Source organism: Pandoraea norimbergensis (assembly GCF_001465545.3).
GTDB lineage: Bacteria > Pseudomonadota > Gammaproteobacteria > Burkholderiales > Burkholderiaceae > Pandoraea > Pandoraea norimbergensis.
In genome coordinates, this window is the sequence record NZ_CP013480.3 from 4,970,810 (window position 1) to 4,993,751 (window position 22,942).

At 62.4% G+C, this 22,942-nt stretch carries 19 protein-coding genes; 9 read left to right on the forward strand and 10 right to left on the reverse strand.

The features are described from left to right. Positions 1–9: 9 nt before the first annotated feature. The 4 genes from AT302_RS21630 to AT302_RS21645 form a co-directional block, all read right to left on the reverse strand. Positions 10–960: a branched-chain amino acid ABC transporter permease gene (locus tag AT302_RS21630; protein WP_058375780.1), complete on the reverse strand. Its 951-nt coding sequence runs from the start codon at positions 958–960 to the stop codon at positions 10–12. Positions 961–1,174: 214 nt separating this feature from the next. Beyond that, positions 1,175–2,383, reverse strand: coding sequence for a branched-chain amino acid ABC transporter substrate-binding protein (locus tag AT302_RS21635; protein ID WP_058375781.1), 1,209 nt, complete (start codon positions 2,381–2,383; stop codon positions 1,175–1,177). A 768-nt stretch (positions 2,384–3,151) separates the two neighbouring features. Continuing rightward, entirely contained in the window at positions 3,152–4,123 is a 972-nt protein-coding gene (gene ispH / locus AT302_RS21640) for a 4-hydroxy-3-methylbut-2-enyl diphosphate reductase (protein ID WP_058375782.1), read from the reverse strand. Positions 4,124–4,131: 8 nt separating this feature from the next. Next, positions 4,132–4,587: an FKBP-type peptidyl-prolyl cis-trans isomerase gene (locus tag AT302_RS21645; RefSeq protein WP_058375783.1), complete on the reverse strand. Its 456-nt coding sequence runs from the start codon at positions 4,585–4,587 to the stop codon at positions 4,132–4,134. A gap of 162 nt (positions 4,588–4,749) precedes the next feature. Here AT302_RS21645 and radC point away from each other — a divergent pair, with 162 nt between their 5' ends. The 4 genes from radC (at position 4,750) to nadB (ending at position 7,904) form a co-directional block, all read left to right on the forward strand. Then, positions 4,750–5,427, forward strand: coding sequence for a RadC family protein (gene radC, locus AT302_RS21650; RefSeq protein ID WP_058375784.1), 678 nt, complete (start codon positions 4,750–4,752; stop codon positions 5,425–5,427). A gap of 215 nt (positions 5,428–5,642) precedes the next feature. Further along, a complete protein-coding gene (gene rpmB, locus AT302_RS21655) occupies positions 5,643–5,876 on the forward strand; it encodes a 50S ribosomal protein L28 (RefSeq protein ID WP_058375785.1) in 234 nt (77 codons plus the stop codon). Positions 5,877–5,892: 16 nt separating this feature from the next. Next, complete coding sequence (gene rpmG / locus AT302_RS21660; RefSeq protein ID WP_058375786.1) at positions 5,893–6,060, forward strand: 50S ribosomal protein L33; 168 nt, start codon at positions 5,893–5,895, stop codon at positions 6,058–6,060. 242 nt (positions 6,061–6,302) lie between these two features. After that, on the forward strand, positions 6,303–7,904 hold the full coding sequence (gene nadB / locus AT302_RS21665; protein WP_058375787.1) for an L-aspartate oxidase: 1,602 nt from the start codon (positions 6,303–6,305) through the stop codon (positions 7,902–7,904). Between the two features lie 138 nt (positions 7,905–8,042). On the opposite strand, the gene nadC is transcribed toward nadB, so the two are convergent. The 6 genes from nadC to purN all read right to left on the reverse strand — a co-directional run bounded on the left by nadC (position 8,043) and on the right by purN (position 15,356). Then, complete coding sequence (nadC, locus tag AT302_RS21670) at positions 8,043–8,945, reverse strand: carboxylating nicotinate-nucleotide diphosphorylase (protein WP_058375788.1); 903 nt, start codon at positions 8,943–8,945, stop codon at positions 8,043–8,045. Between the two features lie 2 nt (positions 8,946–8,947). After that, positions 8,948–10,081: a quinolinate synthase NadA gene (nadA, locus tag AT302_RS21675; RefSeq protein WP_058375789.1), complete on the reverse strand. Its 1,134-nt coding sequence runs from the start codon at positions 10,079–10,081 to the stop codon at positions 8,948–8,950. A gap of 91 nt (positions 10,082–10,172) precedes the next feature. Further along, positions 10,173–11,369, reverse strand: a complete 1,197-nt coding sequence (locus AT302_RS21680) for a DesA family fatty acid desaturase (protein WP_058375790.1) — start codon at positions 11,367–11,369, stop codon at positions 10,173–10,175. Between the two features lie 304 nt (positions 11,370–11,673). Next, on the reverse strand, positions 11,674–13,086 hold the full coding sequence (locus AT302_RS21685; RefSeq protein ID WP_064674989.1) for a mechanosensitive ion channel family protein: 1,413 nt from the start codon (positions 13,084–13,086) through the stop codon (positions 11,674–11,676). Positions 13,087–13,185: 99 nt separating this feature from the next. Next, positions 13,186–14,547 (reverse strand): RsmB/NOP family class I SAM-dependent RNA methyltransferase, encoded by a 1,362-nt coding sequence (locus AT302_RS21690; RefSeq protein WP_058379844.1) that lies wholly within the window; start codon positions 14,545–14,547, stop codon positions 13,186–13,188. A gap of 158 nt (positions 14,548–14,705) precedes the next feature. Next, entirely contained in the window at positions 14,706–15,356 is a 651-nt protein-coding gene (purN, locus tag AT302_RS21695; RefSeq protein WP_058375791.1) for a phosphoribosylglycinamide formyltransferase, read from the reverse strand. A gap of 222 nt (positions 15,357–15,578) precedes the next feature. Between purN and AT302_RS21700 the strand changes: the two genes are divergently transcribed. From AT302_RS21700 to AT302_RS21720, 5 genes are all read left to right on the forward strand, one after another. Continuing rightward, on the forward strand, positions 15,579–16,571 hold the full coding sequence (locus AT302_RS21700) for a bifunctional riboflavin kinase/FAD synthetase (protein ID WP_058375792.1): 993 nt from the start codon (positions 15,579–15,581) through the stop codon (positions 16,569–16,571). 160 nt (positions 16,572–16,731) lie between these two features. Further along, positions 16,732–19,569: an isoleucine--tRNA ligase gene (ileS, locus tag AT302_RS21705; protein WP_058375793.1), complete on the forward strand. Its 2,838-nt coding sequence runs from the start codon at positions 16,732–16,734 to the stop codon at positions 19,567–19,569. Beyond that, positions 19,569–20,120: a signal peptidase II gene (gene lspA / locus AT302_RS21710; protein WP_058375794.1), complete on the forward strand. Its 552-nt coding sequence runs from the start codon at positions 19,569–19,571 to the stop codon at positions 20,118–20,120. Before ileS ends, lspA begins: the two co-directional genes overlap by 1 nt. Before the next feature lie 135 nt (positions 20,121–20,255). Next, complete coding sequence (coaBC, locus tag AT302_RS21715) at positions 20,256–21,458, forward strand: bifunctional phosphopantothenoylcysteine decarboxylase/phosphopantothenate--cysteine ligase CoaBC (RefSeq protein WP_058375795.1); 1,203 nt, start codon at positions 20,256–20,258, stop codon at positions 21,456–21,458. A 254-nt stretch (positions 21,459–21,712) separates the two neighbouring features. Continuing rightward, complete coding sequence (locus AT302_RS21720) at positions 21,713–22,930, forward strand: MFS transporter (protein ID WP_064674990.1); 1,218 nt, start codon at positions 21,713–21,715, stop codon at positions 22,928–22,930. Positions 22,931–22,942 lie beyond the last annotated feature (12 nt).

Below are 22,942 nucleotides of genomic sequence, written 5' to 3' on the forward strand. Positions count from 1 at the left end.
CCTCGCCGCTTATGCACGATCTGCCACGCGCTCGCCCAACAAACCGGACGGACGGAACACGAGCACCACGATCAGAACGACGAAGGCGAATACGTCCTGATAGTTACTTCCGAAAACACCACCGGTGAGGTCACCGATGTAGCCGGCACCCAGCGCTTCGATCAGGCCGAGCAGCACGCCGCCGACCATGGCGCCTTGCAGGTTGCCGATACCGCCGAGCACGGCGGCGGTGAACGCCTTCATACCGGGGATGAAGCCCATGTAGAAGTGCGCATTACCGTAGTTCGACGCCATCATCACGCCCGCGAGCGCCGCCAGTCCGCCGCCCAGCGCAAACGTCGCCGAGATCACGAAGTTGGGGTTCACGCCCATGAGACCCGCCACGTTGCGGTTCTCTGCGGTAGCGCGCATGGCACGGCCGAGCTTGGTACGGTTCACGAGCTGCGTGAGGCCGAACATCACGAGGAACGCGACGACGACGATCACGATACCGGTGCCGTTGGTCACAGCGCCCGGATGGTTACCGCGCTCCGGGATGACCGTCATGGCATCGGTAGGCAGCAGTTGCGGGAACGACAACGGGTTGCGCGACCAGATCAGCATGGCGATCGTCTGCAACAGCAGCGACACACCGATGGCGGTGATCAGCGGCGCCAGACGCGGTGCGTTGCGCAGCGGCCGGTACGCGACCCGTTCGATCACGAAGTTGGTCAACGCACACACGGGCACACACACCGCGGTGGCGATGGCCAGCATGAGCACCGGATTCATGTTCGGTGCGATCTTCATCAGCAAGTTGATGGTGGACAGCGCGACCATCGCGCCGATCATCATCACGTCGGCGTGGGCAAAGTTGATGATGCCCAAGATGCCGTAGACCATGGTGTAGCCCAGCGCAATGATCGCGTACACGCTACCAAGCACGAGGCCGTTCAAGATTTGTTGGATAAAAATATCCATGAAGCTAACTCCTTGTTCCCCGAAAACGGGCTCCCAGCGCGCTTCACCGATAGGCGTCGCAGGGGTGGCTGAGAGAACTGCGGGTGTTGAGGCTGATCCTGGTTCAGGAGGGGGGGCCGTGCCCGTCATGCAGGCACGGCTTCGTTCCGCAGATGAAGAAACGGCACCGAAAGGGTAGGCAACGGTGCCGTTTCATGGCGCTAGCGCCCGGGAGTTACATCTTCACCACGTCAAGCACGCTCTTCTTCTTGTTCTGATAGTTGTAGAGCGTAATCACCGGTTCCTTCATGTCGCCCTTGCTGTCGAAAGCGATGTGGCCAATGACACCCTTGTAGTCGGTGGCCGGCATGGCCGCCAGGATCTTGGCCGGATCGGTCGAGTTGGCACGCTTCATCGCGTCGACGATCACATTGACAGCGTCATACGTGAACGGGGCGTAGATCTGAATCGGCTGGTTGAAGCGAGCTTCATAACGCTTGGAGAAGTCGTCGCCGCCTTCCATCTTCGACAGTGCCATACCCGCTTCCGAGCAGACGATGTTGTCGATGGCGTCGCCAGCGAGTTCGGCCACCTTGTCGGTACACACGCCGTCGCCGGCCAGCACCTTGGAGCCAATACCCAGTTCCTTCGACTGCTTGGCGAACGGGCCGCCGGTCGCATCCATACCGCCGTACATGATGATGTCCGGCTTCTCACCCTTGATCTTGGTCAGAATGGCGCGGAAGTCCGTGGCCTTGTCGTTGGTCGCGTCGTGCGAGAGCACCTTCAGGCCATTGGCCTTGGCGGTCTTCTCGAACTCGTCGGCCAAGCCCTTGCCGTAGGCGGTCGCATCGTCAACGATGGCCACCGACTTGGCGCCCAGCGTCTTCGTTGCGTAGTTGGCCAGTGCCGGACCCTGCTGAGCGTCCGTCGCCACCACACGATAGGCCGTCTTGAAGCCCTGTTGGGTGTAGGCCGGGTTGGTTGCCGACGGGGAGATCTGCACGATGCCCGCATCGCTATAGATCTTCGAGGCCGGGATCGTCGTGCCCGAATTCAAGTGGCCCACCACTGCGACGACCTTCTCGTCGACCAGTTTCTGTGCAACTTGGGTAGCGGTTTTCGGATCGGCCGCATCGTCTTCAGCCACCAGTTCCAGCTTGACCGGCTTGCCGTCGATGGTCAGACCGGCCTTGTTGGCTTCCTCAACGGCGAGGCGTGCACCATTTTCGTTATCTTTGCCCAAGTGAGCAATTTGGCCCGTCAACGGTGCAACGTGACCAATCTTGATAACAACCGCATCGCCGCCCCCGCTGGCGGCAGTCGTCGCGGCAGGTGCAGAAGCGGCACCCGAATCGGCCTGCTTTTCTTCCTTCTGACCGCATGCCGCCAACAGCGTCACTGCGGCGACTACGGGCAGTACCTTCGCGAACTTGAGTTGCATGTGATTATCTCCTGATTGTCGGCGGTTTAATAAAACGCCAATAACGCCAATTCAATGTTTCGTATGCGAAACGCGCGCATTGTAACTCCATTCTTTGCGGCTGCGACGCCCGCCGCCACAGGGTTTTCCATAATGGAGGCCTAAGGTTTATACCGACTTGTGCAACCCTATTTTTTCAAAAGTGCAACCCCGCTTTCGATCAAGGTTTTACAGACCTGGGCGAATCCGCTCAGGCGGCTCCATGGTGCATACAATGCACCAAATATGGGATTCATCACCATAGTTATTAATAAAGCAAATTACGTGCCCGATCGATTTGGAGCGAATACTCTAATTAAGTGAATATATAAATAATTAGATAATTGAAAAACGAATGGCGTTATTTTGTATTAATTCACTAAGTGATGAATTGCGGAAATCACGCAGGTGGTTTTAATGGCCGAGACGGCGAAATCCGCCAAATCGTCATTGCGGGGATTCCGCAAAAACGTACGCAGAATTGCGTAGAGGTCGCGTGGGGTTTTACTTGAATTTGCGCGCGCCTATTGACGACGCGCAAGGGTATGGGGAGCGTCGCATGGGTCGCTTTCAGAAAGCGCTGGAGCGGGCCGTGGCAGGCTTGGCGAGGGGAGGAAGGAAAGCGAGGCGGGGCGGACGAAGACGGACGTAACACAACAAAAAGCCGGGGCGCGCATCGTGCGCAACCCCGGCTTTCCCGGCCCGCAAACTTACGCGGGCCGGCAGACGATCATGCTGACAACCTAAAACTTACTCGGCGACCGGCGTCAGGCCCTTCGGCAGCGGGAACGCGATGTTCTCCTCGACGCCTTCGAGCACCTTGACCTGATTGACGCCGAGTTCGCGCAGACGCGCAACGATCGACTGTGCGAGCACTTCCGGTGCCGAAGCGCCTGCCGTCACGCCGATACGACGCTTGCCGTTGAACCACTCGGGCTTGAGCTGCGCCGGCGAATCGATCATGTAGGCCGGCACGCCCATCTTCTCGGCCACTTCGCGCAGACGATTCGAATTGGAGCTGTTCGGGCTGCCCACCACCACAACGACATCGCATTGCGGCGCCATGAACTTCACGGCGTCCTGACGATTTTGCGTCGCGTAGCAGATGTCCTGCTTCTTGGGCTCGGTGATCAGCGGGAAGCGCTTCTTGAGCGCGTTGATCACTTCGGCGGCGTCATCGACCGACAGCGTCGTCTGCGTGACGAACGCCAGCTTCGTTTCGTCGGCGACTTGCAGGGCGAGTACGTCTTCGATGGTCTCGACGAGGAACATGCCCTCGCCCGACTGCCCCATCGTGCCTTCGACTTCCGGGTGGCCCTTGTGGCCGATCATGATGATCTCGTGCCCCTGGCCGCGCATCTTCGCGACTTCGACGTGCACCTTGGTCACGAGCGGACAGGTGGCGTCGAAGATGCGCAGACCGCGCTCCTGAGCTTCGGCACGCACGGCTTGCGACACGCCGTGAGCGCTGAAGATCAACGTGTTGCCCGAGGGCACGTCGGTCAGCTCTTCGACGAAAATCGCGCCTTTCTTGCGCAGGTTCTCGACGACATAGGCGTTATGCACGATCTCGTGACGAACATAGATCGGGGCACCATACATGGACAGCGCGCGCTCGACGATCTCGATTGCACGGTCGACGCCCGCGCAAAAACCGCGCGGCTGGGCCAGCAGAATTTCCGCGTCCGACAGGGTCGGCGCAACGACTTGGGTGGCGCTCATTTCGATTCCTACAGAATGCCGATAATCTGGACTTCGAACACAATCGGCTGTCCAGCCAAAGGATGGTTGAAGTCGAACAATGCCCAGCCGTCACCCAACTCGCGCAGGATGCCCGCATAGCGGCCACCGCTCGGCGCGTTGAATTCGACCAGATCGCCCACGGTATATTCTTCGCCGAAATTGCTGTTCTCTTGCAGCGTCTTCATCGTGACACGTTGCAGCAACTCGGGATTGCGCGGGCCAAAGGCCTGCTCCGGGGCAAGTTCGATACTACGGCGCTCCCCCACATTCATGCCCAGCAGCGCCTGTTCGAGCGTCGGCGCCATCTGGCCGCCGCCCAGTTGCAGCGTGGCCGGCGTGCCTTCGAAAGTGTTGACGATATCCGCGCCGTCAGGGGCGCCAATCCGGTAGTGCAGCGTCAGATAGGAATCGTCCTGAACCACGGGGGGTGCGACAGAATTCATGGGGGTCTCACAGCAAGGTCAAGCTAATATTGTAAATGACGACGCGTTGCGCGTCCGGCTCCCCCTACGCGCAGTCCGGAATTTTACCTCCAGCGGCTGTATTTCTCTTTAGTGACATCGCGGCGATTCATGCGCGCGGCGGTGTCTGCGCCTGGAGTCGTCATGTCCATCGCCCAATGGCCGCTCGCCGAGCGGCCCCGCGAAAAAATGCTTGCCCGTGGGGCTAACGCCCTTTCCGATGCCGAATTGCTCGCTATTTTCCTGCGCACCGGCTCGCGCGGACGTAATGCCGTCGATCTTGGCCGCGACCTGCTCGCGCGCAGCGGCGGCTCATTGACCCGCCTGCTGGCCTCGCCGTTCGAGACGCTGCGGCAAATTCCCGGGCTCGGTCAGGCCAAGTTCGTGCAGTTTCAAGCCGCACTCGAAATGGCCCGCCGCATGCTGGGCGAGCGGCTGGAGGCCGGCGATGTGCTTGATACGCCGTCACGCGTGCGCGATTACCTTCGACTGACGCTGCATGATCACTCGCGCGAGCGCTTCGTCTGCCTGTTTCTAGATGCCGGTCATCGTCTGGTGAGTGCCCGCATCATGTTTGAAGGCACCCTCACCCAGACCTGCGCCTACCCGCGCGAAATCGTGCGCGCCGCACTCGAAGTCAATGCCGCCGTGGTAATCGTCGCCCACAACCACCCCTCGGGTGTCGCCCTGCCAAGCCCGGCAGATCTAGCACTCACGCGGTTGCTCGGCGATGCGCTGGCGCTGCTGGAGATACGTTTGCTCGATCATTTCATCGTCGCCGGCGATAGCGTGTACTCGCTCGCCGAGCAGGGCGAGTTGTGATCTGCACAACAATTTAGCAAGCAGTTCGCCTTCGCGGGCCGCTTGCGCTATAATCCGTCCCTTCCCGAATCTCCGACAGGCGCTTCCCACCATGGGCTCGCGTCCTACATCGTCCAAAAGCGATTGATTTGTCTGGGATTTTTGTGGTATCATCGCGGTCTGTCTTTTCGACTCACCACTTTTTTTTACACAGAATTCTGGGTTAGGAGTGCTTCATGGCACGCGTATGTCAAGTGACCGGGAAAGCGCCGATGGTCGGCAACAACGTTTCCCACGCCAACAACAAAACCAAGCGCCGTTTTCTCCCGAACTTGCAAAATCGCCGGTTCTGGGTTGAGAGCGAAAACCGTTGGGTGCGCCTGCGTATCTCGAACGCTGGCCTGCGCCTGATCGACAAGAACGGCATCGATTCCGTTCTCGCCGACCTGCGTTCGCGCAAGGCCATCTAAGTTTTAGGAGCTCATCATGGCAAAAGGCGCTCGCGACAAGATCAAGTTGGAATCGACCGCTGGTACCGGTCATTTCTACACGACTACCAAAAACAAGCGTACCAAACCGGAAAAGATGGAAATCAGCAAGTTTGATCCGGTCGCTCGTAAGCACGTGCCGTACAAGGAAACCAAGATCAAATAAGATCAACAGGTTTTCTCGCAGCGGTTCGCTGCTGCGTTCAATGCCCCGCCTCTGGCGGGGTTTTTCATTTGGGCGTCCCGAAATTCACCAAGCTACGCGTTGCGTAGTCATGCCTTCTCCGATTTCGCCGATGTGCGCATAGGGTCATGTGCCACGCGCGTATTGACTCGCTATACTGGCTCACTTCCCATCATGCGAATCACGTCACCGAGATGACGTCGATTACGGAGACAGCCCGTATCATGAATTTCGATGTCGTCATCGTCGGCAGTGGACTCGCCGGTCAATCCGTCGCCCTTCATCTGGCCAACACCTGCCGGGTCGCACTGGTCGCAAAACGCCCGATGCCCGAAGGCGCCAGCGACTGGGCGCAGGGCGGCATCGCCGCCGTGCTCGATTCGGCCGACAGCGTCGACGAACATGTGGCCGATACCCTCATCGCCGGCGCCGGGTTGTGTGACGAGGCCGCCACGCGTTTCATCGTCGAACATAGCCGCGAAGCGATCGAATGGCTAATCGGTCAGGGCGTGCCGTTCACGCGGGACGAAGGTGCCGAACTCGGCTTTCACCTCACGCGCGAAGGCGGTCACAGCCATCGCCGCATCATTCATGCGGCCGATGCTACCGGCCACGCGGTGATTACCACGCTCACCGAGCGGGTACGCCAACACCCCAACATCACGCTGTTTGAAAACCACTTCGCCGTCGATCTGATCACTTCGGATCGCGCCGACGCTGCGCCGACCGCCGGCCGCCATTGCCAAGGACTTTACGTTCAAGATATGGCCACCGGCGCGGTCCATGCGATGACCGCGCGTCACACGGTGCTGGCCACCGGCGGGGCGGGAAAGGTCTATCTCTACACGACGAACCCCGACACGGCGACGGGCGATGGCATCGCGATGGCGTGGCGCGCCGGTTGCCGGATCGCGAACATGGAATTTATCCAGTTCCACCCAACCTGCCTTTACCACCCGTATGCGAAGTCGTTTCTGATCAGCGAAGCGGTGCGCGGCGAAGGTGGCCGGCTGGTGCTGCCGGATGGCACGCGCTTCATGCCGCAACACGATCCGCGCGCCGAACTGGCGCCGCGCGACATCGTGGCGCGCGCCATCGATTTCGAGATGAAGAAGCACGGACTCGATTGCGTGTATCTGGATATCAGCCACCAGAGTCCCGAATTCCTGCGCGAACACTTCCCGACGATTCTCGCGCGCTGTGCCGAACTGGGTATCGACATCACGAAACAGCCGATTCCGGTGGTGCCCGCAGCCCATTACACCTGTGGCGGCGTCGTCACGGATATGAACGGCCGCACGGATTTGCCGGGACTTTATGCGGTGGGCGAAGCGACTTATACCGGCCTGCATGGCGCGAATCGACTCGCCAGCAATTCGCTGCTCGAGTGCATCGTGCTGGGCAAGGCCGCCGCGGAAGATATTCAGCGCGATGAGGTGTCGCTGCCCGGCATCACCGACGTGCCCGCATGGGACGAGAGCCGCGTGGCCGATGCGGATGAAGAAGTCGTGGTCGCCCACAACTGGGACGAATTGCGCCGGATGATGTGGAATTACGTCGGCATCGTGCGCACAAGCAAGCGCCTGGAGCGCGCGCAGCATCGTATTGCGTTGCTGCGCGAGGAAATCGCCGAGTACTACGCGAACTTCCGCGTGAGCCGCGATCTGCTGGAACTACGGAATCTGGTCGATGTGGCGTCGTTGATCGTCGACAGCGCGCTGTCACGCCACGAAAGCCGCGGGCTTCACTACTCTCGCGACTTCCCCGACACGCTGCCCAAGGCATTGCCGACAGTACTTTCGCCAGTGCTGCCCCGCAAGCGCTGACTCGCGCCGCCTCGATACGCTCGCCCAAAGAAAACGCCCCGAACACTGGATCAATATCCAACGTTCAGGGCGTTGTTCTGAGACTGAAGTCAGTGGGGGCGCGCCTGCCGCACTCCCCGCTTGCTCCTGTTGCAGCGATTAGCCCACCGTCTCGAGAATACGCATCGAGAAATCGGTGGCGCGCACATCCTTGGTGAGACCACCGACGGAAATACGGTCAACACCGGTCTCTGCAATCGCGCGCAGCATCTCCAGATTGATGCCGCCCGACGCTTCCAGCACGGCACGCCCATCCGTCACACGCGCCGCTTCGCGCATCATTTCCAGCGTGAAGTTATCGAGCAGGATCGACTTGGCGCCGCACTCCAGCGCCGTTTCCAGCTCTTCAAGCGACTCCACTTCGATCTGCACCGACGCGCCATCGGCAAGCCGGTCGGCGTTCGCGAGCACCTGACGAATACCGCCCGCCGCCGCGATGTGGTTTTCCTTGATGAGAATACCGTCGTACAGCGCGAGACGCTGATTCGCCCCGCCGCCGACCAGCACGGCAAATTTCTGTGCAAGACGCAAACCCGGCAGCGTCTTGCGCGTATCGAGCACGCGCGCCTTGGTGCCTTCGACGATGTCCGCATAGCGGCGCACCGTGGTCGCCACGCCCGAGAGCATCTGAAGGAAATTCATCGACGTGCGCTCGCCCGTCAGCAACGCCCGTGCGGGACCGTGGATGTCGCACACCGCCGAATCGGGGGTCATGCGCTCGCCTTCGCGGTAATGCCACTGAACGCGAACCGATGCATCGATGCTGCGCATGCAGGCCTCAAACCATTGCACGCCACACAACACAGCGGCTTCACGCACGATGATGCGCGCATGCGCCATCTCGTCGGCGGGGACCAACAAACCCGTCAGGTCCCCTGCGCCGATGTCTTCGGCCAACGCGTCACGCACGTTGCGCGAGAGTGCGGTCTGGAGGGGTTCGCCGAACGTGGCGAACTCGGGAGAGAGTGCCTCGGTAGTGCTCAGAGATACGGATTGCGTCATTATTATGCGGGGCCTACACCGGCAAACAGCGCGCCGTCGCGCGCGAAATCGCCACTAGCGCGCACGTTCTTCTTGCGCGCTTCGGCGAACGACAACATACGGTCGATACACGTGTGGGCTCGCTGGCCAATCTCCGCGTCGACATGAATTTCGTTCTGTCCGGACTCGAGAACGTCGGCCAGATTTTGCAGACTGTTCATCGCCATCCACGGGCAATGCGCACAGCTCTTGCAGGTGGCGCTGTTGCCGGCCGTCGGCGCTTCGATGAAACGTTTGCCGGGTGCCGCCGCCCGCATCTTGTGCAGAATGCCGTTGTCGGTCGCCACGATGAACTCGGTCGCGTCCATCGTCTGTGCCGCCGCGATCATCTGCGACGTCGAACCGACCACGTCGGCCAACTCGACCACCGCTGCCGGCGATTCCGGATGCACGAGCACCTTCGCATTCGGATGCTCACGACGCAGCAGCTCAAGCTCGGTCGCCTTGAATTCGTCGTGCACGAGGCATGCGCCCTGCCACATCAACATATCGGCGCCAGTCTGCTTTTGCACGTAGCTGCCGAGATGGCGATCCGGCGCCCACAGAATCTTCTTACCTTGCGCGTGCAGATGCGCCACGATTTCCAGCCCGATCGACGACGTCACCATCCAGTCGGCACGTGCCTTCACCGCTGCACTGGTGTTCGCATAGACAACCACTGTGCGGTCGGGATGCGCATCGCAGAACGCCGCAAATTCATCGGCCGGACAGCCAAGATCGAGCGAACAGGTCGCGTCGAGATCGGGCATCAGAACGCGTTTTTCGGGACTGAGAATTTTCGACGTCTCGCCCATGAAGCGCACACCGGCCACCACCAGCGTCTTGGCCGAATGATCGCGGCCGAAACGCGCCATTTCGAGCGAGTCGGACACGCAGCCGCCCGTCTCTTCGGCGAGATCCTGCAAGTCGGCATCGACGTAGTAATGCGCTACCAGCACGGCGTCCTGCTCGACGAGCAGACGCTTGATACGCGCCTTGAGCGCCGCGCGTTCCTCTTGCGACGGTGCATCCGGGACGCGTGCCCAAGCCTGGGCAACGCACAGGGCGCCGCTCGGTGCGGGGCGCTCGAATTCTACGGATTTGAGTGAGGCATTCATTTTCGCTGGGTCTGTGGGGACCGGAATGACAAAACCCCGCCCTAGCGGGGTTTCGATTATGCGACAAAAACGAAATTCTGGCTGATTCGCCTTACGCGTAACGGCGCAGTCGCGTCGCGAATTCTTGCAACGCGTGAATCCCGCTTTGTTCGGCACGATGACACCAGTTCTGCAACTGGCTCAGCAACTGCTCGCGCGAGGCGTTCGAGCGTTCCCAGATACCGGCCAGTTCGCTGCGCAGTTCGTAGTACGTCTGCACCGACTTGCTGTGCGCGAAGATTTCGCCGAGTTGTTGCTTCTGCGGCTCTTGCAGCGAGGCTTCGTCGTGATGCAACCACTTGCGGGCGCCGCGCAACAACTGATACTCGCCAACCTGACGCTTTTCCTTGAAACGGGCCAGCTCTTCGCTATACGCACGCTTGAAGGTCTTGGCGTAGCGCTCCATGACTTCGTAGCGGTTCGAGAGCACGGCCTGCAACGTATCGTCATCGCACGCGGCCTTGTTCTTTGCGAGCTTCGGCGTCGGCGCAATCTTCTTCACCTTGGCCAGACCCACCGCCGACAGAATGCGGATATAGAGCCAGCCGATGTCGAACTCGTACCACTTGTTCGACAGCTTGGCCGACGTGGCATACGTGTGGTGGTTGTTGTGCAGCTCTTCGCCACCGATGATGATGCCCCACGGCAACAGGTTCGTCGACGCGTCGGCGCAGTTGAAGTTACGGTAGCCCCAGTAGTGGCCCAGACCGTTGATCACACCTGCCGCCCAGAACGGGATCCACACCATCTGCACAGCCCACACGGTCAGACCGATGGCGCCGAACAGCGAGATGTTGATGATCATCATCACGCTGATACCGAGAATCGGAAAGCGCTTGTAGATGTTGTTCTCGATCCAGTCGTTCGGCGTACCGTGACTGAATTTACGCATCGTTTCTTCGTTCTTCGCTTCGGCACGATACAACTCGGCGCCTTCGGCGAGCACCTTCCACAGGCCACGCGTTTGCGGGCTATGCGGATCTTCCGGCGTTTCGCACTTGGCGTGGTGCTTGCGGTGAATCGCAGCCCATTCGCTCGTGATCATGCCCGTGGTCATCCACAGCCACAGACGGAAGAAATGGGCGACAACGGGGTGCACGTCGAGCGCACGGTGCGCCTGGCAACGGTGCAGATAGATCGTCACGCCGGCAATCGTCACATGGGTGACGATCAACGTGAAGAAGAAGATCTTCCAGCCGCTCCAGTCGAGCAGGCCGGTCGAGAGAAATCCAAGGAGACTGTCCAGCAAAATATCACTCCAAACTAATCAATACGGTGGCAATGGCGGCAATGTTGCCGCGCCTTGTCTTGTCGGGCCATGCGGAGGGCCAGCCACCGCGTCCGGTCTCGTTCTTGCGCTCGCTTGACGCTTTGATTCGCAGGAACTCCGCAAGTTGCGTAAATTCCTCGGGGCGAGTGAGCGCTAAACGTGCCAGTGAACGTCTGGTTTTTTATGGTTTGCGGGGCATTTTACCTGACGGACTGTTCCCCGTGTGTAACGTCCCCGCCACGCATTTTGTCGCAGGTCAAGGCACCGGCGTAGAAAAAACCGTCTACGGGGTCGGCTTTTTGCCCTCAACCGCCTGTGTTTGCGCCAGTTCCGGGGTACCCGGGGGCAAATTAACCCGGCTGACGGCGTCCGCCGGCCCGCCCGCAGGCACACCGTCGGCCCAGTCGTTCAGAATCCGTATTTCGCGTTGCGCATACGGAATTTCAATACCGTGCTCGCGAAATGTGCGCCAAATCCGCAAATTTATCTGTGATCGGATCGATCCGCTGCCTAAAGCCGGGTCTTGTACCCAAAAACCCATTTCGAGGTCCATACCGTCGGCGCCAAAGTTCAGGAGCAACGCCGAGGGCGGCGGGTCCGTGAGCACGCGAGGAATCCCCTCGGCAGCCTTCAGCATCAGCGACATGGCCAGTTCTACGTCGGCGCTGTAAGCCACCTGCACATTCACTTTGGCCCGCCCACGCGTCTCGGTGAACGAGTGGTTCTGCACCACGTCCGTGACGAGCTTCTCGTTCGGCACCAGCGCTTCCACCCCATCGAGCCCGCGCACGACCGTATATCGCGTGTTGATCTGAGAAACGGTGCCGTGATACGGCGCCACCGTGATCAGGTCGCCCAGCCGCACCGAGCGGTCGAGCAGGATGATGAAGCCCGACACCAAGTTCGACGCGATCTTCTGCAAGCCGAACCCCAGCCCCACGCCAAGGGCCCCGCCAAACACACCCAGCACGGTGATGTCGATACCCACAAACGACAGCGTGGCAAGCACGGCGATCAGCGTGAGCACGCCCTTGACCAGCCGCGACATCACCACCTTGAGGTTGCCGTCGAGCGTGGTGGTGCGCATGATCCGGTCTTCGATCAGCGACCCCACCCACATCGCCAGCACTAGCGTCACGCCGATCCAGAGGATGCCCGAGAGCATCGAGAGCAGCGTCAGATGGCTGGAACCGACGGCAAAACGCACGCTGGCGAGCCAGTTCAGAATGTCGTCATGCACGCCCAACACGTAAGCCAGCATCGATAGCCAGGCGAACGTGGTGAACACCCGCTCGAATACCTTCAACAGCCCGTAGGCATGGGGGGACGAGGCGAACAGGCGACGTGCGAAGTAGAACGCCAGATAGATCAGCGCCGTCCCGAAAAGCGGCACTTCGGCGAGGCGCAGCAGCGACACGCGCATGTACTCTTGCAGCACCACGCGCGTGAGCGCCACGCAAAGCCAGCCGAACATGGGGAAGAACGAGCGGCGCAGGCTCGACGAACCGGCCCGGCGCGACGGTGCCACCGACTCGAAATGGCGATCGAGGCGGCCGATCATCCAGCGCCGCAGGACGAGGGCCACGCCGAGCGCGACCACCAGCGCCACGATCTGCCAGATGATTTGCGGGTCGCCGAAGTCGCGTACGACGTCGCGCACCAACTTCGCGAAAGCCGGACTTTCCTGCATCGCCATTTCTCTTTTTTCCCTTCTTAGCTAACGCCCGCAAGCATGTGCCGGGTCACGCCGTGACTGGCGGCACTCGCTCATCCACCCACTGGCCGGTCGCCCGGCTTACTCCGCCGAGGCTTCCGGCGCTTCCGGTGCTGCAACTTCAGTAACTTCCGTGACTTCCGGTGCCGCCTTGGGTGCCTTCGGCGCCTTTTCAGCCGCACGGCGCTCGAACACGGCGGCAAAGAAGCCGTCTGTGGCATGGCGGTTCGGCAGCAGTTCCAGATACTTGCCCGTATCGAGCGCAATCTTCTGCGACGCCAGCAACTCGTTGGCCGGCACCAGTGCGAAGTCCGGATGCGCCGCCGCAAACGCCTCGGCGATCGCGCTGTTTTCTTCGTTCAGCAGACTGCACGTGGCGTATACCAATCGGCCGCCCGGCTTCACCAGCCGCGCAGCACTGGCCAGAATCGATGCCTGCTTTTGCGTCAGCTCGGACACCGATTGCGGCGACTGGCGCCACTTCAGGTCCGGATTGCGGCGCAGCGTGCCCAGCCCACTGCACGGCGCATCGACCAGCACGCGGTCGATCTTGCCTGCCAGACGCTTGATCTTGCTGTCGTTCTCGCTGTCGATCATCACAGGATAGACGTTCGACAACCCACTGCGCGCCAGACGCGGCTTGAGTTTCGCCAGTCGCTTGTCCGAGACGTCGAACGCATAGAGACGCCCCGTCGAGCGCATTTGTGCGCCGATGGCGAGGGTCTTGCCGCCGGCCCCTGCGCAGAAGTCGACGATCATCTCGCCACGGCGCGGTGCGACCAATTGACACAGCAACTGGCTGCCCTCGTCCTGCACTTCGATAGTGCCGGAGATGAACAGCGGGTGCTTTTGCAGCGCAGGCTTGCCGGCCAGACGAATGCCGTTCGGCGCAAACGGGGTCGGCTCGGCCGAGAACCCGTCGGCGCGCAGTTGGGCGAGCACGTCGTCGCGATTCCCCTTGATCAGGTTCACGCGGCAATCGAGCGGTGCCGGCTGATTCAGCGCGGCGGCCAGCGGTTCGAGTTCTGCGGCGTCAAAACGCTTCGAGAGGCGCTCGTACAGCCAGTCGGGCAAGTTGGTGCGCACGCGCGTGGACAGGCTTGCCGGATCGATCTGACCGACGTGTTCCAGCCATGTGACTTCGTCAGGCGTGGCGACCAGTTGCACCGACGTCAGACCGCGCGTGAAGGCCAGCCCCAGCAGCGCCAGACGGCGCTCCAGCGGGCCCGAACCACTGCCGGCGTGCTGACCGAATTCGAGCTTGCGGCGCAGGATCGCGAAAACCGTCTCGGCCAGCACACCGCGCTCGCGGTGGCCCAGCTTGGCGTTGGCGCGGAAATACGTGCTCACCAGCATGTCGGCCGGCCCGGTGAACGTGAGCACGCTGCCGAGCAGGCGCTGCGTATGTTCAAAGAGGGCGGGCGACAGATGGTCGCCACGCATGCGGGCGGTTTCGGCGGGCGGGGCTTCGGGGCGGCGATCGTTGCGGGTGCGGTCGTAGCGGTCGGGGCGCACGTAGCGCTCCTTCGTCTCGGACGACTTACCGCCTGAGCGGTTACCGGATTGATTTGCGCCATCGCGGCGCTGTGTCGGACGGGTGCTCATGCGTTCTCACCAAAAAGCCATTGCGGATCGGGCGTGCCATCGGCGGCGGGTTTGACTGTCACGCGGCCATCGGCCACGACCAGACGGTCTTCCACGAACCACCGCACAGCGCGCGGATAAATGATGTGTTCCAGCGGAAGAATACGCTCGGCCAGTGCCTCGGGCGTGTCTCCGGTCTTGACCGGCACGGCCGCTTGCAACACGAACGGGCCGTGATCGAGCTCGGCCGTCACGAAGTGCACGGTCGCGCCAACGATCTTGCAACCGGCTTCCAGTGCCCGCGCATGCGTTTGTAAGCCCGGAAACGCGGGCAGCAGCGACGGGTGGATATTCACGAGGCGCCCGGCGTACCGCTCGGTAAACTCAGGCGTCAGAATGCGCATGAAACCGGCGAGTACGACCAGATCGGGTTGGTGGCGGTCGATTTCGGCGGCCAACTCACCGTCGAAAACTTCGCGGGTCTTGCCGCGGCTGGGGACGACGGCGGCGGCGATGCCGTTCTCGCGGGCAAAGGCGAGGCCCTCGGCCTCGTCGCGGTTGGCGATGACAGCAGCCACGCGGGCCGGCCAGCCTTCCTCAGTACAGGCACGGACGATGGCTTCCATATTGCTGCCACGTCCGGAAATCAGGATGACAATGTTCTTCATCGCCGGATTTTATCATTGGCGCGCCGCACCAGACACGCGATCCGCGCCGCGAAGGCGCCGAAGCGTTTATAATTCAACGTTCTGCGGCGCCGCAATGTCGGATTGGCCGTCCTGCCAGGCACCCCGGGCCCGCCCCGCCGCCGCAGGCCGGCAGTCCCCGGGCAGCGCCGCGTAGCTTATCCACCAACGTTCATCAACGTCCTGTACTGACGCTTCCTTATCGTGCGAGTCTTCCGGGGTCTACCCAACGCGCAAAGCAAAGCGCCCTGTGTGCTGACGATCGGCAATTTCGACGGCGTGCACCTCGGCCACCAGGCCCTGCTCGCGCGCGTGCGCGCCGCAGCGGCTGCGCGCGGCCTGCCGGTATGTGTGATGACGTTCGAGCCGCATCCCCGCGAATACTTCTCCCCTGACAAGGCGCCTGCGCGCATCTCGAACCTGCGTGACAAGTTCGAAGCCCTGCGCGCCCATGGCGTCGACCGGCTGGTGGTTGAGCACTTCAACGCCCATTTCGCCAGTCAGTCGCCCGAAGACTTCGTTCGCAACATCATCGTCGACGGCCTGCATACGCGCTGGCTGCTCGTCGGCGACGACTTCCGCTTCGGCGCCAAACGCGCTGGCGATATCGAGTACTTGCGTGAAGCGGGCCGTCAGCACGACTTCGTCGTCCAGCAAATGCCGACGATCGCCCATGACGGCGTGCGCATCTCCAGCTCGGAAGTGCGCGCCGCGCTCGCCGACGGCAACTTCGAGCGCGCCCATGCGCTGCTCGGTCGCCCGTACGCGATCTCGGGCCATGTGGTGCATGGCATGAAGCTCGGGCGCAAGCTCGGCTTCCCCACGCTCAACATTCGTATCGCGCACAAGCATCCGGCCCTCGCGGGCATTTTCGTCGTGCAGGTGCATGGGCTGGCCGACACGCCGCTGCCCGCCGTGGCGAGCCTCGGCCTGCGCCCGACTGTCGACGATTCGGGGCGTGTGTTGCTGGAAGTGCATCTGCTGGACTTCGCGGGCGATTGCTACGGCAAACTCGTGCGCGTGGAATTTTTGCAGAAGCTGCGAGACGAAGCCAAATTCGACGGTCTGGCCGAACTCGAAGCCGCCATCGCGCAGGACACGCGCGAGGCACGTGCCTACTTCGCCCATGCGCTCGACGCCAACGGCCCGAGCGCACGACGCGACTTCGCCACCTCGGCAACCGACCGAATTAGTTGATCTTCGCCCGCGTGCACCGGCGCTTCGCGTCGCGCGCGCGGCCCGCTGCCGCCTCTGGCACCGGTCGTCGCTAAGCGTTCTACCGGCCCCGCCGGCCGGCACGCGACGCACACGGCACCAGCGCCCCACACCGATTTCCAAAAATTCGTAGCGAAGCACCATGAGCGAAAAGAAAGCCCCGAGCAAGTACCCCGTCAATCTGCTGGATACGCCGTTCCCGATGCGCGGCGATCTGCCCAAGCGCGAGCCGCAATGGGTCAAGCAATGGCAGGACAAGAAGATCTACGACAAGATCCGCAAAGCCAGCAAGGGCCGGCCGAAGTTCATCCTGCACGACGGCCCGCCGTATGCCAACGGTGACATCCACCTGGGCCACGCGGTCAACAAGATCCTGAAGGACATGATCGTCAAGGCGCGCAGCCTTGCCGGTTTCGACGCCGCCTATGTGCCGGGCTGGGACTGTCACGGCATGCCGATCGAAATCCAGATCGAAAAGCAGTTCGGCAAGCACCTGCCCGTGCGTGAAGTGCAGGAAAAGGCACGCGCCTACGCCGCCGAACAGATCGAGCGTCAGAAGCCCAACTTCAAGCGTCTGGGCGTGCTGGGCGACTGGGACAACCCGTACAAGACCATGAACTTCACGAACGAAGCCGATGAGCTTCGTGCGCTCGCTAAGATCATGGAGAACGGCTACGTCTACCGTGGTCTGAAGCCGGTGAACTGGTGCTTCGACTGCGGCTCGGCACTGGCCGAAGCGGAAGTCGAGTACAAGGACAAGACCGATCTGGCCATCGACGTCGGCTTCGCCTTCGCCGAACCGGAGAAGGTCGCCAAGGCGTTCGGTCTGGCCAAGCTGCCGACGGACACGGGCTACATCGTCATCTGGACGACCACGCCGTGGACCATCCCGTCGAACCAGGCGCTCAACGTGCACCCGGAAGTCGAGTACGCGCTGGTGTCGACCGAGCGCGGCCTGCTGATCCTCGCGACCGACCGTGTCGAAGACTGCCTGAAGACCTACGGCCTGCATGGCGAAATCATCGCGAAGACGAAGGGTGAAGCGCTCTCGCTGATCCGTTTCCGTCACCCGCTGGCCACGGCCGACGCCGGTTACGAACGCACCTCGCCGATCTATCTCGGCGACTACGTGACGACCGATACGGGTACCGGCATCGTGCACTCGGCCCCGGCCTACGGCGTGGAAGACTTCTTGTCGTGCAAGGCGCACGACATGCCCGATTCGGAAATCCGCATGCCGGTGCTCGGCGACGGCCGCTATCAGGACAGCCTGCCGCTGTTTGGCGGTCAGTCGATCTGGGACGCGAACCCGCACATCGTCGACGCGCTGCGCGAAGCCGGCACCCTGTTCCACTCGTTCAAGTACACGCACAGCTACATGCACTGCTGGCGCCACAAGACGCCGATCATCTACCGCGCGACGAACCAATGGTTCGCCGGCATGGATGTGACGCCGGTCGAAGGCGCACCGGGTGACGGCAAGACGCTGCGCGAGATCGCGCTCGCCGGTATCGAGGCGACCGAGTTCTTCCCCGCATGGGGCAAGCAGCGCCTGCACAACATGATTGCGCACCGCCCGGACTGGACGCTCTCGCGCCAGCGCCAGTGGGGCGTGCCGATGGCCTTCTTCGTGCACAAGGAAACCGGCGCGCTGCATCCGCGCACGCCCGAGTTGCTCGAAGCCATCGCCAAGCGCGTGGAAATCGAAGGCATCGAAGCCTGGCAGACGCTCGACCCGGTGGAACTGCTGGGCGACGAAGCCAAGGATTACGTGAAGAACCGCGACACGCTCGACGTGTGGTTCGACTCGGGCACGACGCACTGGCATGTGCTGCGCGGCTCGCACGCGCATGAACTGGGATTCCCGGCTGACCTGTATCTGGAAGGCTCGGACCAGCACCGCGGCTGGTTCCATTCGTCGCTGCTGACCGCCTCGATGCTCGACGGCCGCCCGCCGTACAAGGCGCTGCTCACGCACGGCTTCACCGTCGACGGCCAGGGCCGCAAGATGTCGAAGTCGATCGGCAACACGATCCTGCCGCAGGACGTCGCCGACAAGCTGGGCGCAGAAATCATCCGCCTGTGGGTGGCGTCGACCGATTACTCGGGCGAGCTGTCGATCTCGGACGAAATCCTCAAGCGCGTGACCGAAGGGTATCGCCGCATTCGCAACACGCTGCGCTTCCTGCTCGCGAATCTGGCCGACTACGACCACGCGAAGCATGCGATGCCGGCCGATCAATGGCTGGAGATCGACCGCTACGCCGTGGCGCTCGCCAATTCGCTGCAAACCGAAGTGCTCGGCCACTACGACCGCTATGAATTCCACCCGGTCGTGTCCAAGCTCCAGACGTTCTGCTCGGAAGACCTCGGCGGCTTCTATCTCGACATTCTGAAGGACCGCCTCTACACGAGCGCCCCGGATGCGCCGGCCCGCCGTGCCGCGCAAAACGCGCTGTATCACATCACGCACGGCCTGCTCAAGCAGATGGCCCCGTTCCTGTCGTTCACGGCGGAAGAAGCATGGCAGGTGTTCCAGCCGGGCAACGACACGATCTTCACGGAAACGTATTACCAGTATCCGGAAGTGGCGGAAAGCACACGGCTGCTCGAAAAGTGGTTCCTGCTGCGCAACGTGCGCGGCGACGTCACGAAGGCGCTCGAAGAAGCCCGCGCCGCCGAGCAGATCGGTTCGTCGTTGCAGGCCGAAGTGGAAGTGCGCGTATCGGGCCGCAAGTTCGACGTGCTGGCCAGCCTCGGCGACGATCTGCGCTTCGTGCTGATCACCTCGGCAGCCACCGTCAAGCAAGTGGCCGGCGACGCCGATGAAGGCGTGGTCGTCACGCCGTCGACGCATCAGAAGTGCGAGCGTTGCTGGCACTATCGTTTCGACGTGGGTTCGGACGCAGAACATCCGACCTTGTGCGGCCGCTGCGTGTCGAATCTGTTCGGCAGCGGCGAACACCGGAGCGCGGCATAATGGCTGGCAAAGCAGGCGCTCGTACGGGCGCAAGACGTAACAACGGCAGCAATGGCGGCGGTTCCCGCATTGGCACCACACTGGGTCTGGCCCCGTGGCTCGGAATCGCGGTCATCGCGATTCTGCTCGATCAGGTCACCAAGCTCACCATTCTGAAGACGTTCCAGTACGGCGAATTCCGCCCGCTGACCTCGTTCTTCAATCTGGTGCTGGTGTACAACAAGGGCGCGGCGTTCAACTTTCTGGCGGCCGCCGGCGGTTGGCAGCGCTGGTTCTTCACGGTGCTCGGCGTGGTTGCGGCAGTGGTCATCATGTGGCTGCTCAAGCGTCACAACGGCCAGAAGATGTTCTGCCTGTCGCTCTCGCTGATTCTGGGCGGCGCGCTCGGGAACGTGATCGACCGAGTGGTGTATGGCCATGTGATCGACTTTCTCGACTTTCACGTCGGCGGCTGGCACTGGCCGGCGTTCAACGTGGCCGACTCGGCCATTTGCGTGGGCGCCGTGCTGCTGGTGATCGACGAGTTGCGACGCGTGCGGCGCGGCAAGTAGCCACGCCAGAGCAGGATCTGCGGCACGGTTCGCGGGGGGGTAGCGTAAGACAGCATGACACCCCGTCGAACCGATGCCACCACCGTCGCGGCGCCCCGGAGGCGCCGCGCGGCACTTTGGAGGAGGCATTTTCAAATGGAACTTGCGGGCAAGACCATCGTCCTCGGACTCACCGGCGGCATCGCCTGCTACAAGTCGGCCGAACTCACGCGACTGTTCATCAAGGCGGGCGCGACCGTGCAGGTCGTCATGACCGACGCCGCCACGCAATTCATCACCCCACTCACGATGCAGGCGCTCTCCGGACGGCCGGTGTTCACCAGCCAGTGGGATAACCGCGTCGACAACAACATGGCGCACATCGACCTCTCTCGCGAGGCCGACGCCATTCTCATCGCCCCCGCCTCCACCGACTTTCTCGCCAAGCTCGCGCACGGCATGGCCGACGACCTGCTCTCCACGCTGTGCGTGGCACGCGACTGTCCGCTGCTGGTGGCACCCGCGATGAACCGGCAGATGTGGGGCAACCCGGCGACGCAACGCAACGCGGCGACCCTGCGCGGCGACGGCGTCACGATCCTCGGCCCCGACAGCGGCGATCAGGCGTGCGGCGAGGTCGGCGATGGCCGCATGCTCGAACCGGAAGACATCTTCGAAGCCGTCGCCGGTTTCTTCCAACCCAAACGTCTGGCAGGCCGACGCGTGCTGATTACCGCCGGACCGACCTTCGAGCCGATCGACCCGGTGCGCGGCCTGACCAATCTGTCGAGCGGCAAGATGGGGTTCGCCATCGCACGCGCCGCAGCGCAAGCCGGTGCCGACGTGCATCTGGTGGCGGGACCGTGCGCGCTCGCGACGCCGTACGGCGTGACGCGCAGCAACGTGCAGACGGCGCAGCAGATGTACGACCGTGTGCTTGCCGACGCATCGCACAGCGACATCTTCATCGCCGTGGCGGCCGTGGCCGACTGGCGGGTGCGCGAGGTCGCGCACGACAAGATCAAGAAGACGGGCGACGCCGACGTGCCCACGCTCGAATTCGTTCAGAACCCGGATATTCTCGCGGCGGTAGCAAAGCTGCCTAAGCCGCCGTATTGCGTCGGGTTCGCTGCCGAATCGGGAGATCTGGAAAAACACGGCGCCGAGAAGCGCCGCCGCAAACAAGTGCCGCTGCTCGTGGGCAACTTGGGGCCGGCCACGTTCGGACAGGACGACAACGAAGTCATCCTCTTCGACGATGCCGGTCAGAAGCGTCTGCCGCGTGCCGACAAGCAATCGCTCGCCCGCAGCCTGATCGTCGAAATTGCCGCACGCCTGCCTTCGCGCGCGCCCGGCTGAGCGCCGGCGCTCGCATGAGTACCTGAGCATGCCCCTACTGGCCTCGCGGCTGTCATCGTCGTTGTCCGGCGACGGTGACACACTGGCAACTCGCCACGGTTGCCCCGCGATGGGGGCCACACCTGCGTCGAACGATTCGCCGTAAGTGTTTTTTTGGCCACCGCAGTGGCTTTGTTCGCATCAATCGAATTAATTGCTCTAGTCGCATCACTGCCCCCATCGACTCCTGGGGGCCGCACACGATAACAATCAAAATGACGCAACCCGCTCCAACGTCGCGGCCAGTCGTCAGTGTCTACGGGACACTGAGCATGCTGGCCGCCATCATGTTCTTCGGCTTTATGACCATCGGCATGCCGCTGCCCGTGCTGCCGGTGTATGTCCACGAAACACTCGGCTACGGCTCGTTCGTCGTCGGCGTGACCATCGGTATCCAGTCGGTCGTGACGCTGCTACTGCGCTCCTACGCCGGGCGCACGGTCGACACGCGCGGCCCGCGCCGTGCCGTGCTCACGGGCCTGTGCGGCTGTGCCGCCGCCGGGGTGTTGTATCTGATCGCGTCCATGATCCCGAATCCCACGCTCGCACTGGGCGTGTTGTTTGCCGGACGCGTCGTGCTCGGTTTCGGCGAAAGTCTGTTGCTCACCGGCGGCATGTCGTGGGGCATCGGCCTGCTCGGCGCGGCGCACGCCAGCAAGGCCATTTCGTGGCAAGGCGTGTCGATGTACACGGCGATTGCCGTGGGGGCACCGTTCGGTGCCTATCTGCTGGAATCGGCCGGGTTCACCGTGGTGGCACTCGTCAGCATTGTCGTGCCGGCGATCTCCTTCGCCATTGCGCTGCGCCTGCCCGCTGCCGCGCCGGTCGGCGGCACCCGTCTGCCGTTCCTGCGGGTGGTCGGCCTCGTGTGGCGTCCGGGGCTGGCGATGACGCTCGGCAGCATCGGCTACGCCGTGATCGCGGCCTTCATCACCCTGTATTACGCCAGCCACGGCTGGACCGGCGCCGCCTACGCGCTCACGCTGTACAGCGGCTGCTTCATCGGCATGCGCGTTCTGTTTGCCCATGCGGTCGATCGCTTCGGCGGGCGCCGCGTCGCGATGTGCTCGCTCGTGTTCAGTGCCCTCGGCCAGTTTCTGCTGTGGGGTGCGGTCCATCCGAACATGGCGCTGATCGGCGCGGGGCTGACCGGCCTCGGCTTTTCGCTGGTGTTTCCGGCGCTCGGTGTGGAAGCGCTGCGCTCGGTGCCGCCGCAAAACCGGGGCGCCGCACTGGCGGCCTATTCGGCGTTCTTCGATCTGGCGTTGGGTCTGATTGGACCGATGGCCGGGTTGGTCGCGAACTATTTCGGTTACGCCTCGATCTTTTTCTGTGGCGCGCTCGGCGGCATCGTCGCCATTCTGATGATCGCGCGCTTGCCTCACGCCAACGCGGACCACGCGCCGGCCGGTCCGGCTGGCGGTGGTCATTGAGCTGTTCGAAGA